The sequence below is a fragment of the Pseudomonas sp. ICMP 561 genome (genome assembly GCF_002699985.1).
GTDB lineage: Bacteria > Pseudomonadota > Gammaproteobacteria > Pseudomonadales > Pseudomonadaceae > Aquipseudomonas > Aquipseudomonas quasicaspiana.
This window is the reverse complement of record NZ_LKBT01000034.1, coordinates 55,136-68,264: the sequence shown is the minus strand read 5'-3', so window position 1 is coordinate 68,264 and position 13,129 is coordinate 55,136. Positions and strand designations below refer to the sequence as shown.

Annotated in this window: 11 protein-coding genes; 7 read left to right on the top strand and 4 right to left on the bottom strand. The window is 57.8% G+C overall.

Features of this window, described 5'->3' with window-relative positions:
* Positions 1–52: 52 nt before the first annotated feature.
* Positions 53–2,128: a transketolase gene (gene tkt / locus AO242_RS20215; protein WP_099270117.1), complete on the bottom strand. Its 2,076-nt coding sequence runs from the start codon at positions 2,126–2,128 to the stop codon at positions 53–55.
* Positions 2,129–2,356: 228 nt separating this feature from the next.
* Between tkt and AO242_RS20210 the strand changes: the two genes are divergently transcribed.
* On the top strand, positions 2,357–3,241 hold the full coding sequence (locus AO242_RS20210; protein ID WP_099270332.1) for a bestrophin family protein: 885 nt from the start codon (positions 2,357–2,359) through the stop codon (positions 3,239–3,241).
* Positions 3,242–3,564: 323 nt separating this feature from the next.
* Positions 3,565–4,254, top strand: a complete 690-nt coding sequence (locus tag AO242_RS20205) for an NYN domain-containing protein (RefSeq protein WP_099270116.1) — start codon at positions 3,565–3,567, stop codon at positions 4,252–4,254.
* 17 nt (positions 4,255–4,271) lie between these two features.
* On the opposite strand, the gene AO242_RS20200 is transcribed toward AO242_RS20205, so the two are convergent.
* Positions 4,272–5,144 (bottom strand): LysR family transcriptional regulator, encoded by an 873-nt coding sequence (locus AO242_RS20200; protein WP_099270115.1) that lies wholly within the window; start codon positions 5,142–5,144, stop codon positions 4,272–4,274.
* Positions 5,145–5,341: 197 nt separating this feature from the next.
* On the opposite strand from AO242_RS20200, the gene AO242_RS20195 reads away from it, so the two are divergent.
* Genes AO242_RS20195 through AO242_RS20175 form a run of 5 tightly spaced genes read left to right on the top strand, consistent with a single transcriptional unit; the run spans position 5,342 to position 10,347 of the window.
* Positions 5,342–6,337 (top strand): amino acid ABC transporter substrate-binding protein, encoded by a 996-nt coding sequence (locus tag AO242_RS20195; RefSeq protein WP_373562242.1) that lies wholly within the window; start codon positions 5,342–5,344, stop codon positions 6,335–6,337.
* Between the two features lie 29 nt (positions 6,338–6,366).
* On the top strand, positions 6,367–7,521 hold the full coding sequence (locus AO242_RS20190; protein WP_099270114.1) for an amino acid ABC transporter permease: 1,155 nt from the start codon (positions 6,367–6,369) through the stop codon (positions 7,519–7,521).
* An 8-nt stretch (positions 7,522–7,529) separates the two neighbouring features.
* The gene (locus AO242_RS20185) at positions 7,530–8,618 is read left to right on the top strand and encodes an amino acid ABC transporter permease (protein ID WP_255886337.1); all 1,089 of its coding nucleotides are present in this window, start codon (positions 7,530–7,532) and stop codon (positions 8,616–8,618) included.
* Positions 8,615–9,388, top strand: coding sequence for an amino acid ABC transporter ATP-binding protein (locus AO242_RS20180; RefSeq protein WP_099270112.1), 774 nt, complete (start codon positions 8,615–8,617; stop codon positions 9,386–9,388). The genes AO242_RS20185 and AO242_RS20180 overlap by 4 nt, the downstream gene beginning before the upstream one ends.
* Complete coding sequence (locus AO242_RS20175; protein WP_099270111.1) at positions 9,388–10,347, top strand: isoaspartyl peptidase/L-asparaginase family protein; 960 nt, start codon at positions 9,388–9,390, stop codon at positions 10,345–10,347. The genes AO242_RS20180 and AO242_RS20175 overlap by 1 nt, the downstream gene beginning before the upstream one ends.
* A gap of 98 nt (positions 10,348–10,445) precedes the next feature.
* On the opposite strand, the gene AO242_RS20170 is transcribed toward AO242_RS20175, so the two are convergent.
* Positions 10,446–11,450, bottom strand: a complete 1,005-nt coding sequence (locus AO242_RS20170) for an asparaginase (protein WP_099270110.1) — start codon at positions 11,448–11,450, stop codon at positions 10,446–10,448.
* Positions 11,451–11,477: 27 nt separating this feature from the next.
* Complete coding sequence (locus AO242_RS20165; RefSeq protein ID WP_099270109.1) at positions 11,478–12,926, bottom strand: alanine/glycine:cation symporter family protein; 1,449 nt, start codon at positions 12,924–12,926, stop codon at positions 11,478–11,480.
* Between the last annotated feature and the right edge of the window lie 203 nt (positions 12,927–13,129).

The following is a 13,129-nucleotide window of genomic DNA, read 5'->3' as shown; positions in this document are numbered from 1 at the left end:
AAGTCCTCCCGGCTAAAGCCGGTCCTACGGGGTCGCTCAGTTAGCTGCGGAATTATCTCTTCATCTGCTCCTTCGCCAACTTCACAATATTTTCCACCGTAAAGCCGAACTTGGCCTGCAGTTTGTCGATGGGGGCCGAGGCGCCGAAGGTATTCATCGTGACCTTGGTGCCCGTGTTGCCCACATAGCGATCCCAACCCAGCGGGCCTGCCTGTTCCACCGCAACCCGAGCGGTGACCGAGGGCGGGAAGACGCTGTCGCGATAAGCCTGATCCTGATCTTCAAACAACTCCCAACTCGGCATCGATACCACGCGTGCAGCAACACCTTGAGCTTTCAGTTGCTCGAACGCCTGTACGGTCATGCCAACCTCGCTGCCGGTGGCAATCAGAATCACCTCAGGCTCGCTGTCTTTGGCATCGGCTAACACATAAGCGCCTTTCTCCAGTCCTTCCGCCGACGCGTATTGCGTGCGGTCCAGCGTGGGCAGCGGTTGGCGCGAAAGCACGATGCACGAAGGACGACTGGTTTGCGCCAAGGCGATTTTCCAGGCCTGTGCGGTTTCATTCGCATCACCGGGGCGCAGTGTGAGCAAACCGGGCGTAGCGCGAAGCTGGGTCAATTGCTCGATAGGCTGGTGAGTCGGGCCGTCTTCGCCAACGCCGATGGAGTCGTGGGTGAAGACAAAGATCACCGGCAACTCCATGATCGACGCCAGGCGAATCGGCGGCTTCATGTAATCGCTGAACACCAGAAACGTCGAGGTGTAGGGTCGTACGTAAGACAGCGCCATGCCGTTGGCAATCGAGCCCATGGCGTGTTCGCGAATACCGAAGTGCAAGTTGCGGCCGCTGTAATTGTCAGCCGAAAAACTCCCGGCGCCGTCGAACGTCAGGTTGGTTTTGGTCGATGGCGACAAGTCAGCCGATCCGCCCAGTAACCAGGGGATTTTCGCCGCGAAGGCATTGAGGACCTTGCCACCGGAAGCGCGCGACGCGATGCCTTTGGCGTCGGTCTCGAAGGTTTGCAGGTTGTCCTGCCACTGCTCGGGCATTTCTCCAGCGCGCATGCGTTGCAGCTCATCGGCCAGATCCGCTTGTTCTTCTTCCAGCTTATTGAGCGCGCCTTGCCAGCTTTCATAATCGCTGGCATTGCGCTCAATCAGGGCGTCGTGCAACCAGGTGCGCGCTTCGTCGGGCACCAGAAAGCTGGAGTTTTCGTCCCAGCCATAGGCTTTTTTGGTCAGCTTGATTTCATCGTCACCCAAGGGCTCACCGTGGGCCGCTGCGGTGTTGTGTTTGTTGGGCGAGCCAAAGCCGATCACGCTGTCGACTACGATCAAGGTCGGCGCGTCATCGGTGCGTTTGAACACCTCAAGGGCCCGGGCCAACGCTTCGGTGTCGTTGGCATCGGCCACATGCAGAGTGTTCCAGCCGTAGCCTTCAAAGCGGGTTTGCACGTCTTCGCTGAAGGCCAGCTCAGTGTGGCCTTCGATGCTGATGGTGTTGTTGTCGTAGATCCAGCACAGGTTGGCGAGTTTCAGGTGTCCGGCCATGGAAGCCGCCTCAGCGGTCACGCCCTCCATCATGTCGCCGTCACCACACAGCACGTACACGTTGTAATCGAACAGTGTGCGTTCAGGTGCGTTGAAGCGCTCGCCCAGCCAACGCTCAGCCATCGCCATCCCGACACTGTTGGCGCAGCCCTGGCCGAGTGGGCCAGTGGTGGTTTCCACGCCCGTAGTCATGCGGTATTCCGGGTGGCCGGGGGTTTTGGAGTCCATCTGGCGAAACTGCTTGATGTCTTCAAGGCTTATCGCTGGTTTGCCTGATGGTTTGCCGTGCTCATCAATTTCAACCACGCCTGCCAAGTGCAGCAACGAGTAGAGCAACATGGAGGCATGACCAACCGACAGCACGAAACGGTCGCGATTTGGCCAGTCCGGATGTTCAGGGTGATAGCGCAGGAACTGATTCCAGACGGTGTAGCCCACCGGCGCCAAAGCCATTGGCGTTCCTGGGTGGCCAGAGTTGGCCTTCTGCACGGCGTCCATGGCCAGAGTGCGAATGGTGTTGATACAGAGTTGGTCGCGTGCGGTGCGTTGTTCGCTGGAAAAAGACGAGCCCATTGAATTTACCCTCAGTGACGTGCTGCTGAACATCCAGATAAGTGTGGAGCGCAGCCGAGGGCTTTTTGTTCATTGTATTTTGGGACTGTCCGATGGCCATTACGGCCCAACCTTAACTGAACATTAAACGGTTCAGCTTTTATGCGGTCAGTCGCGAACCATATACCTCAATGGCATTCGAAGCAGGTGAGCGGCGTGTATTACGCAGTAGCCCATGAGGTAATCGTTTTGAAGCAAGCCATCATCGACAAATACCGATTTCTGATCAAAACCATTGGTTACGTAGGCTGGTCACTGTTCTGGCTGCTGATCTGGGACATCGTGGTCACGGCGGACTTCATGCTGTTTCTGGATCGCAAGATCAGCTTGCCCTCGTTGCCCTTGACCTTGCTGGCCTCTGCGCTGGTGGTACTCACCAGCTTTCGCAACTCCAGTGCCTATAACCGTTGGTGGGAAGCACGTACCTTGTGGGGCGCGATGGTGAATAACTCCCGCAGCTTCGCCCGTCAGGTGCTGACGCTGGTTGAGGATGAAGGCGAGCTGAATCCCGTGAAAGCAGTGTTGCTGCGTCGCCATGTGGCCTTCGTGAAATGCCTGTCTGCGCATCTGAAGGGTGAATCCTGTGGCGACGAAGTACAGTCATTGATAACCCGCGAGGAATACGCACGCAGGCACGAAACCAACAACTTCCCCAACGACATACTTAATACGTCGGCTGCACTGTTGGCCAAAGAGTACAAAGCCGGCCGTCTGGACAGCATCCGTCTGGCGCGTCTCGAATCGACAATGGTGGAACTCTCCAACTGCCAGGGCGGCATGGAGCGCATCGCCAATACGCCGCTGCCTTACCCTTACGTGGCGTTCCCGCGTTTGTTCATCAGCCTGTTCTGCGTCATCCTGCCGATTGGTCTGGTGGACACGTTGGGCTGGTATACGCCGCTGGCGTCCACTGTCGTTGGCTTCATGCTGCTGGCCATCGAAAAGATCGGCACCGACCTGCAAAGCCCGTTCAAAGCCAGCGAGCATGAAATCCAGATGACCAAGCTGTGCGAAAACATCGAGCGCAACCTGGAGTCCATGCTTCGGGACGCGAAGGTTGAGTGCACGGTTTAGTAGGTTTTTGACGCAGAACCTGTAGGAGCTCACGAGCGCCGCGAGGTAGCGATAGCAGTGCGTCAGGCATATCACTATCGCTGCCCCGCAGCCTACAGATCGAGTGTTTGTAGTCCCCTTCTGATCAGCAGGTAGGTATGCAGAACCCCCATTGTCATAAACAGTAGAAGCGTTTTGTAAGGGCTAAAGTGAGCGTTGACACAGTCAGTATTTATGCCATTATCGGCGCACTACTCAGCCCCGTACGCAGCGATTCAGTTCGCTGGCCGTTGGGGTGAAGAAACCGGCCTAGTGCCGGTTTTTTCGTTTCCAAGGACTGAATTTTGCGTACAGCTTGCTTTGTTGATGGCTACAACCTGTTTTATGGCCTTCTCGCAGGCACTGAATATAAATGGCTCGATCTCCCCGCTCTTCTGTCCCATATCATCCGGGTGGAATATCCTGAAAACACGCTCCATAGCGTAAAGTTTTTCACGACAGGGGTAATGCCAACCCTGGCGAGCCGAGGAAGACTTTCAAAAGAAGCTCAAGACACTTACCTCCGTGCATTGAAGGTTCGTGGGGTCGAGATCTTCTTTGGTCGGCATCAACTCGAACCCCGTAATGCCTTGCGTTTCGTCGATAAAAATATACCGGCCTCCAGAACAGACCAGATTGAAATCTGGAAGCTTGAAGAAAAAGAGACAGATGTAAATATTGCGATCGGCATGTATCGGCTGGCAGCTATGCAGCTTGGATTGTTGCCTGACGAGCGTATACAGCAGATTGTTCTGGTCTCCGCAGACACTGATCTGACTCCTGCTCTGCGAGCGCTACGAGAAGATTTCCCTGAAATTCAAATTGGAGTGATTTTGCCCCACCGGGAGGGCATGCAGAGAACAATTCCAGGGTCCCTAAAGCAGCATGCGCACTGGATGCGCCATCGAGTTACGAAGGATGAGCTCGCCTCTCACCAATTTCCAGAGCGAGTACCTACAAACAAAAAACCGGCATACAAGCCTGATTATTGGTAACTGTTCGCCACAGGACTTCAAGAAATCCGCCTCCAAAACGCATCCGCCTCGGCATTCCTGTTACCCCGCCAGCGCACCAGAATCACTTCCAGGTGATCGGACTCCATTTCCGGATACAGGCGCACCAATTCCTTTCGCTCGATCAACGGCGCAACCATCGTGTGTGGCATGCAGGCCACGCCGTGTCCGGCAGCCGCCATCGGCTTCAGGGCTTCGGAAACGGTGGCTTCGAATACCCGGCGTAGTCGGTGCGGTTGTGGGTGGCGTTTGACCTGTTTGTGTGAAAGGTCATGCAGTTGTGCGCTGCGGGCATAGGTCAGCCATGGGATGGGCGCATCGGAGTTGGCGCAGCGTGCCGCCACTTCTGGCGTGGCGACCCAGTAGAGTTCATCGTGGCCCAGCGACAGCTCTTCGAATTCGCTTTGTCGGGAGTACGGCTCGGTCTGGGCATCGCGATAGAACAGGATGAAGTCGCAGCGTCCGGACATCAGCGCCATGTAGTAATCATCGGTACTGCGATAGCCCGTATCGATGCGAGTGAACATGGGCGACTCGGCGGACGAGAACTGGCTGATCCAGTCCGGAAAGAAATTGCAGCCCAGGGTATGCAGCGAGGCAAAGGTCAGGGGGCGGTCAATGATCTTCACGCTTTGCTCGCAATCTCGCGCCAGACGTACCAGCTCCGAGGCATTGGGCAGCAGCGCCTCGCCAGCAGCGGTCAGCCGGATGGGGTTTTTGCTGCGATCTATCAGCGTCGCGCCCAGGCGGGTTTCGAGCAGCTGGATGCGTCTGCTCAGTGCCGATTGCGATGAACCGCGCATGCTGGCAGCGGCGGTAAACTTGCCCGTATCGGCCAGGGCCAGAAAGTCTTCGTACCAATCGATATCCATAGTTATTCCAAAATTCGATAGCGCGACCAGCATAGTGGATCAACAGTCGCTAACGCATGCGGGTTTTGTATGGCTATTGTGCAGGTAATCGCCACCTGCCGATCCATCGTGGTTCATCCATAACTAGAAAAATCTGTCGTAGAAGGGGCAATGCTATGCAAAAACGGAATGGCCTTAAGACTTTCATCAAGTCGTCAATGTTGCTGATCAGCCTCGTGGGTGCTGCAGGTGCGCAAGCGGGTGTGCTGGAAAAGGTCAAAGCGCACGGTGCTGTGCGTTGCGGCGTTGCCAGTGACAAGCCAGGCTTCTCCCTGATTGATGACAAGGGCCAATGGACCGGCATGGACGTTGACCTCTGCCGCGGCGTAGCAGCAGCTGTGTTGGGCGACGCGAGCAAGGTTGAATACATCGCGACCACCGGCAAGAACCGTTTCACTGCATTGGCCTCTGGCGAAATCGACGTGCTGTCCCGTGCGACCTCATGGACGGCGGATCGCGTTGCCAGCCTCGGTGTGGACTTCACCACCGTCTGGTTCTACGACGGTCAGGGCTTCATGACCCACGCCAAAGATGGCATCGAGAAGCTGACTGACCTCGATGGCGCGACTTTTTGCCTGTCACCGGGCACCACGTCGGAACAGAACCTGGACGACTATTTCAGCCAGCGCGGCCTGACTTACAAGACCGTGATCATCGAGAAAAGCCCTGAGTTGTTTGCTGCCTTCCAGAGTGGCCGCTGCAACGCAATTTCCAATGACTTGTCGGGTCTGGCCTCACGCCGTGCCGTCATGAACAACCCGCAAGACTACGCGTTACTGCCTGAAGTGATCTCCAAGGAGCCGTTGGGTGCTTATGTTGCTCAAGGCGATACCGTGTGGCGCAACATCGTGACCTGGACCGCCTATGCGCTGATGACTGCCGAAGAGTTCAGCATCACCTCGGCCAACGTCGATGAGATGCGCGCCAAGAAGGGCGGCTCGGCGGACGTCGCGCGTTTGCTGGGCACCGAAGGTTCGGTGGGCAAGGCGTTCGGTATGGATAACGACTGGGCGTATCGCGCTATCAAGCAGGTCGGCAACTACGCCGAAATCTACGACCGTAACCTCGGCGAGAAAACCATTCTGAACTTCCCTCGCGGCCTTAACCGCTCTTGGAAAGATCAGGGCCTGCTGTACGCGCCACCAATCCGCTGATCGCGTCACTCTCCAACGGAATCACTGTCATGTGGACCCAACGCTTGCAGAACGCTCGAGTGCTGAGCGTGCTGCAGCAAGGCCTGGTTCTGGCCATTGTTGCAGCTGTGTTTTACGTGCTGGCGCACAACGCCAGTCTCAATTTGAAAGCGCTGAACATTGCTTCCGGCTTTGACTTTCTGTCACAGCGTGCCGGTTACGACATCAGCTTCAAACTGATCGACTTCACCCCCAACGACAGCTATGGCCGAGCCTATCTGGTGGGGTTGCTCAATACGCTGCTGGTCTCGGTGATGAGTATCGTGACCGCTACCGTCGTGGGCGTGGCGTTGGGTCTGTGCAAGGTTTCCGAGAACTGGCTGATCAATCGCCTGGCCGGTGCGACTATCGAATTCCTGCGCAACGTGCCGCTGGTGGTGCATCTGGTCTGGTGGTACGGACTAGCGCTGGCGTTGCCCGGTGTAAAGCAGGCGGTTTCGATTTTCGATGTGGCTTATCTGAGCAACAGCGGGTTGATATTGCCATGGCCTGCACAAGGTTCACTGGTGGGCTGGGGCCTGGCACTGATGGCGCTGGGCGTTTTGCTCGGTTTGATCGCCTGTCGCTTTCGTGATGCCAAGGCCAAATGGCGCAGTTTTACGCCACGACGCTGGCCATTGCTGTTGGCGGGTGCGGTGCTGCTACCGCTGCTGGTGTATGCCCTGAGCGACGCGCACTGGAGCTGGGAAGTCCCGGTTGCCAAAGGTTTCGGCTTCAAAGGTGGCGTAGCGCTGGTGCCGGAACTGCTGGCCTTGTGGTTGGCGTTGTCCTTCTACAGCGCCAGTTACATTGCCGAAATTGTCCGTGGTGCCATCCAGTCGGTGCAGCGCGGCCAATACGAGGCCGCCAAGGCGCTGGGCTTTGAATACGGGCCGACCATGCGTCAGTTGATCGTGCCGCAAGCGATCTATCCGATGATCCCGCAGGTCACCAACACCTATCTGAACATCGTCAAGAACTCATCTCTGGGTGTGGTCATCGGCTTCATGGAAATGGTGTCCTCCACCGGTGGCACCACCTTGAACCAGACCGGTCAGGCCATTGAGTGCATCGCGCTGGTGATGGGCACGTACTGCGTCATGAGCCTGCTGATTTCCATTGCGATGAACATCTACAACCATCGCATCGGTCAGCGAGGCCATTGAGGATGAACATGATCAATCAAGCATCCCCTGCGCGCTTGCCGCCGACTAAGCCGCTGCCGGTACGAGTTCGGGACTGGACGCGCGAGCATCTGTTCCCCAGCGTGGGTCACGGCTTGCTGACCGTTGCCGTGCTGGCGCTGCTGCTGTGGAGTATTCCGGCAGCGCTGAACTGGTTGGTGTTCGATGCCACGTTCGTCGGTACTGCACGCACCGACTGCAATCCCCATGGCGCGTGCTGGCTGCCGATTACCCAACGCTGGAACCTGTTCGTGTATGGCTTCTATCCGGAGGCTGAGCGCTGGCGGGTCAACCTGGCGCTGTTTCTGGCGGTTTTCGCCTTCGTGCTGCTGTTCTTCAAACGTCTGGATCGTCGCCTGCTGATTGGTTATCTGGCGCTACTGCCGGTGGTCATGTGGTGGCTGCTTAAAGGCGGCGCGGGGTTGCCGGAGATTTCGTCGACCAAGTTCGCGGGGATGATGGTGACGGTGTTTCTGGGCACGGTGGGTATGATCTTCGCCTTGCCCATCGGGATTCTGCTGGCCTTGGGGCGGCGCTCGAAGAAGCCCGTGATTCGCATCCTGAGCGTGATGTACATCGAGCTGGTGCGCTCTGTGCCGGTTATCTCGCTGCTGTTCATGGCGTCGCTGATGATCCAGCTGTTCCTGCCGCCGGGTTCTGCGTTCGACATCCTGCTGCGTGTGCAACTGGTGCTGATCCTGTTTACCGCTGCATACATGGCCGAGACCCTGCGTGGTGGTTTGCAGAATCTGCCGAAGGGCCAATATGAAGCGGCTCAGGCACTGGGTTTTGGCTACTGGAAAACCATGGGCCAGATAGTCCTGCCGCAGGTCTTGAAACAGTCGATTGCGCCGCTGCTGACGCAATTCATCGGCCTGTTCAAGGAGACCACGCTGGTCATGATCGTCGGCGTGCTGGACATCGTCGGTATCGCCATGAGCACCGCCGCAGCGCCGGAATGGGTGGGCTATGGCCACGAAATCTACATTTTCCTGGCGATCTACTTCTTCGTCGTCTGCTTCGCACTGTCGCGCTATGCCCGGCACCTTGAAAAGAAACTGGAACAGAACCGCTCATGACTGATCATCGCGAGGCTGACGCAGCCCCTATCGTGCGTATCGAGCAACTGAACAAATGGTATGGCCAATCCCACGTCCTGCGGGACATCTCGTTGTCGGTCAAACCGGGCGAGAAAGTGGTGATTTGCGGTCCTTCGGGTTCGGGCAAATCCACTTTGATTCGTTGCATCAATCAACTGGAACAGCATCAGCAAGGCACCGTCGAAGTGTTGGGCGAAGTGCTGGATGGCAACGTGAAACGCCTGGAGCGCATTCGTCGACAAGTCGGCATGTGTTTCCAGCATTTCAACCTGTTCCCGCACCTCACGGTGCTGAAGAACTGTACGTTGCCGCAGACTTCCAACCTCGGCGTGCCGGAGAAGGAAGCCATTGAGCGCGCTCTGGCCCTGCTCGACAAAGTGCGCATGCGCGATCACGCCAACAAGTTTCAGTCGCAGTTGTCCGGTGGTCAGCAGCAGCGCATCGCGATTGCCCGTGCGTTGTGCATGCAGCCCAAGGTCATGCTGTTCGATGAACCGACCTCGGCACTGGACCCGGAGATGATTGCCGAAGTTCTGGAAGTCATGACCGGCCTGGCTCAGGAAGGCATGACAATGATTTGCGTGACTCATGAAATGGGTTTCGCCCGCAAAGTCGCTGATCGCGTGGTGTTCATGGATCAGGGTGAAATCGTCGAGCAGGCGACCCCGGATCGTTTCTTCTCTGCGCCGGAATCCGAGCGCACCCGTCGTTTCCTCAATCAGATCCTCGACCATGGAGTCCACGCGTGATGGCCAACCCTATTGCTATAGCCCTGCACGGTGGGGCGGGCGTACTGACTCCGGGTTTGCTGACGCCGGAAGACGAAACAGCCATTCACGAGGCTTTGTTGCGGGCACTGAAAGCGGGTCTGACGTTGCTCGAGCAGGACGGCAGCAGCCTGGATGCCGTGCAGGCAGCGGTTATTGAGCTGGAAGAGTGCCCGTGGTTCAACGCCGGTAAAGGCGCGGTGTTCACCCACACCGGTGATCACGAACTGGACGCTGCAATCATGCACGGCGCCAACCGCGAGGCAGGTGCCGTGGCGGGGATTCATTTCGTGCGCAATCCGATCCTGGCTGCCCGCGCCGTGCTGGAGCACAGTGAGCATGTTTTGCTTGCGGGCGTTGGCGCTGATGCGTTTCTGGAAACACAGAATCTGGAGCGTGTCGCCAACGACTGGTACGACACGGATCTACGTCGCCGTCAGTGGCAGACTCAGCTTCAACAGCCCAATAGCGTTTCGCTGGAGCCAGGCGGCGTCGACAAGAAGTTCGGCACCGTGGGTGCCGTCGCGCTGGACCGTCACGGTCATGTGGCTGCGGCGACGTCTACTGGAGGGATCACCAACAAACGTTTCGGCCGTATCGGCGATTCGCCGTTGATTGGCTCCGGTACCTGGGCAGACGACCGCAGCGCAGCGATCTCCGCTACCGGTCATGGCGAGTTCTTCATCCGCACCGTAGTGGCCCACAACATCGCGTCCCGCGTGCTGCTGACCGGCGAAACGCTCAATACGGCCTGCGACACGGTGGTGTCAGGTGAGTTGAAAGCCATGGGTGGCAACGGTGGCGTGATTGCCGTATCGCCAACCGGCGAAACCGCATTGAGCTTCAACACGCCGGGCATGTACCGCGCGTGGCGTGATGAGCAGGGTGGTTTGCATACTGCGATTTATGCAGAGGATGATCGTCTGCATCCGGACGCGTAAATACGGTAGGAGCCAACTTGTTGGCGAGGCGATGGTCCTGTGTCACCAGAGCTATCGCCTCGCGAACAAGTTCGCTCCTACCGACTATCGTGCCGCGCTTAGCGCAACTCCCCGCACAGATCCACTTCAACCAGACGCCGTACTTCAGCCAGTGGCAAGCCTGCACCCAGCAACAGATGCAGCTTGCCCAGCGCTGCTTCACGGGTCATGCCGCCACCGGACAGCACGCCAGCACCGCGCAGGCGGCTTCCCGCTTCGTAGACGTCCAGTTCGACACCGCCTTCATGGCACTGCGTGATTGCAACGACGCAAATGCCTTGCTGGTGGGCGCGTTCCAGACTGGTCAGAAAAGCCGGGTCATCGCTGGGGCCGGTGCCGCTGCCGAAGCATTCAAGCACCAGCCCCTGGATGCCGCTGTCGATAACGGCGTTCAGTTGGGCTGCACCGATACCTGGAAATAACGGCAGGATGGCGACACTGGCCGCGACTTTAGGCAGGCGATAATCCAGCGGCGCAGGGTGCGCAGCCGGTGTTTCGCCGCTGTGGGCGCGGTTCAGCGCTGCGAACGGATGGCGACCGAAGCTGCGGATTTTTGCGCAACGGGTCGGCGCCAGCAATTCACCGTGGAAGTACAAGTGCACGCCTGAGTTCAGACCTTCGCCCAGCGCGACCAGTGAGCCGTTGACGTTTTCCCAGGCATCGCTGTCCGGGACGCCAGCAGGCAGCATTGAGCCGGTGAAAAGCACTGGAGCACGGAGCCCCAGCAACTGGAAGCTCATGGCGGCGGCGCTGTAAGCCAGCGTGTCAGTACCGTGAAGGATCAACACCGCGTCGCAGCCATCGACATCAACGGCGTCGATGACTGCTTCGCGCAGACGCAGCCAGTAGGCCGGTGTCATGTTGGCGCTGTCGATCAGCGGGGCCATCTCACGAAAGCGCCATTCAGGCACCACCAGATCAGGCAGTTCGGCCAGTTGCCCGGCCATGCGTGCCTCGAAGCCCGATGCAGGTGCCAGGCCATTGGCGCTGGCCTGCATGCCGATAGTGCCACCGGTATAAAGAACCATGACTCGCTGAGCGGGTTGTGGCTGTTCATGAGTCATGATTCTTCTCCGGTATGACGTTAGCTATCAGGCTTGGGTGGCAGGCTTTGCCGTGGCCTCGACCGGGTTGACCGGTGTGTGGTCAGGGTTGGCAGGCCATGCGTTGCGGTCCAGGTCCAGATCCGGGAATTGGCTCGAATCGAATACTGGAGTCTTGATGCCCGCCTTACGTTGCGCATCGTAGTCGCGCAGGATGCGCATGGCGACTTTGAACAACATAGCCAGGGCGATCAGGTTGACGAACGCCAGCAGCGTCATGGTGATGTCGGCGAAGGCGAACACGGTGTTGAGATCAACGACGGCGCCCCAGAGGATCAGCACCAGCACGAAAATCCGATAGCCGACGATGGCTTTCTTGCTCTCGCCCACCAGGAAACGCAGGCTGTTTTCGCCCAGGTAGTAGTTGTAGAGAATCGAGGTAAAGACAAACAGCGCCAGGGCGACACTGATGAAGATACGACCCCAGTCACCGACCACGGCTGCCAGCGAGTTCTGTGCCAGAACGATACCGTTGCCGCTGTAACCCACGTCGTAGATGCCCGAGAGCAGAATCAGCAACGCGGTGCAGGTGCAGATCACGAAGGTGTCGAGGAACACGCTGAATGCCTGAACCACGCCCTGTGAGATCGGGTGCTCAACCTGCGCAACAGCGGCCACGTTTGGTGCACTGCCCAGGCCGGCTTCGTTAGCGAACACGCCGCGTTTCACGCCCATGACGATTGCGCTGCCGATCAGGCCGCCAAACACCGGGTCCAGACCAAATGCGCTTTTGACGATGGTCGCCAGCATGGCCGGAACGTGGTCAATCTGCAGGACGATGACGTAAATGGTCACGGCGATGTAGATCAGGGTCTTGACCGGTACCAGCAGGTCCGAGATCGCCGCGATACGCTTGATGCCGCCGACGAATGCAAGGCCCAGCAACACTACCAGGCAGATACCGGTGGTCATGGTGTCGATGCCGAATGCACCCTTGAGGGAGTCGGTTACTGCGTGGGATTGCAGGCCGTTGAAGGCAAAACCGAAGGTCACCAGCAGCAATACTGCCATGACCATGCCGAGCCAGCGCTTACCCAGACCATGCTGGATGTAATACGCCGGACCGCCACGGAACTGGCCTTCGGAGTCTTTGCGTTTGTAGAGCTGAGCGAGCGAACACTCGATGAAGCTGCTGGCCATGCCCACCAGTGCGGTGACCCACATCCAGAAAACCGCGCCTGGGCCGCCCAGTGTTACGGCAATACCGACACCGGCAATGTTGCCTGCGCCAACACGTCCGGCAAGGCTGAGCATCAATGCCTGAAAGGAACTGAGCTGGCCGGTGCTGTTGCGTAAACTATCCCTGAAAACAGCGAACATGTGGAAAAAGTGGCGAAACTGGACGAAACGCGAACGTATCGTGAAATAACCGCCGAGCCCTACGATCAGTACGATCAGCACTTTACCCGAAAGGAAGTCGTTGATGACTTCAAGCATTGGAGAATCCTCGCTGTTGTTTTTAGGGGCGCGCACTATACCGGTGCGCTCGTCTTGCGTCTGCAATACTTTTCCTTTCCTGTGCAGCGATACATCCGTGTTGTTATTGGCAGTGGGCGTTTTGCAGGTAAAAAAAAGGGTCCGGAGAGAATGATCTCTGGACCCCCAAAAGGGGTGAGGAGTGTCTAGGTCCTCAACACCTG

Bases quoted from the DNA above. Each gene is read 5' to 3' on its own strand.
- tkt (WP_099270117.1), bottom strand. From the start codon at position 2,128: ATGGGCTCGTCTTTTTCCAGCGAACAACGCACCGCACGCGACCAACTC.
- AO242_RS20200 (WP_099270115.1), bottom strand. From the start codon at position 5,144: ATGGATATCGATTGGTACGAAGACTTTCTGGCCCTGGCCGATACGGGC.
- AO242_RS20195 (WP_373562242.1), top strand. From the start codon at position 5,342: ATGTTGCTGATCAGCCTCGTGGGTGCTGCAGGTGCGCAAGCGGGTGTG.
- AO242_RS20190 (WP_099270114.1), top strand. From the start codon at position 6,367: ATGTGGACCCAACGCTTGCAGAACGCTCGAGTGCTGAGCGTGCTGCAG.
- AO242_RS20185 (WP_255886337.1), top strand. From the start codon at position 7,530: ATGATCAATCAAGCATCCCCTGCGCGCTTGCCGCCGACTAAGCCGCTG.
- AO242_RS20180 (WP_099270112.1), top strand. From the start codon at position 8,615: ATGACTGATCATCGCGAGGCTGACGCAGCCCCTATCGTGCGTATCGAG.
- AO242_RS20175 (WP_099270111.1), top strand. From the start codon at position 9,388: ATGGCCAACCCTATTGCTATAGCCCTGCACGGTGGGGCGGGCGTACTG.
- AO242_RS20170 (WP_099270110.1), bottom strand. From the start codon at position 11,450: ATGACTCATGAACAGCCACAACCCGCTCAGCGAGTCATGGTTCTTTAT.
- AO242_RS20165 (WP_099270109.1), bottom strand. From the start codon at position 12,926: ATGCTTGAAGTCATCAACGACTTCCTTTCGGGTAAAGTGCTGATCGTA.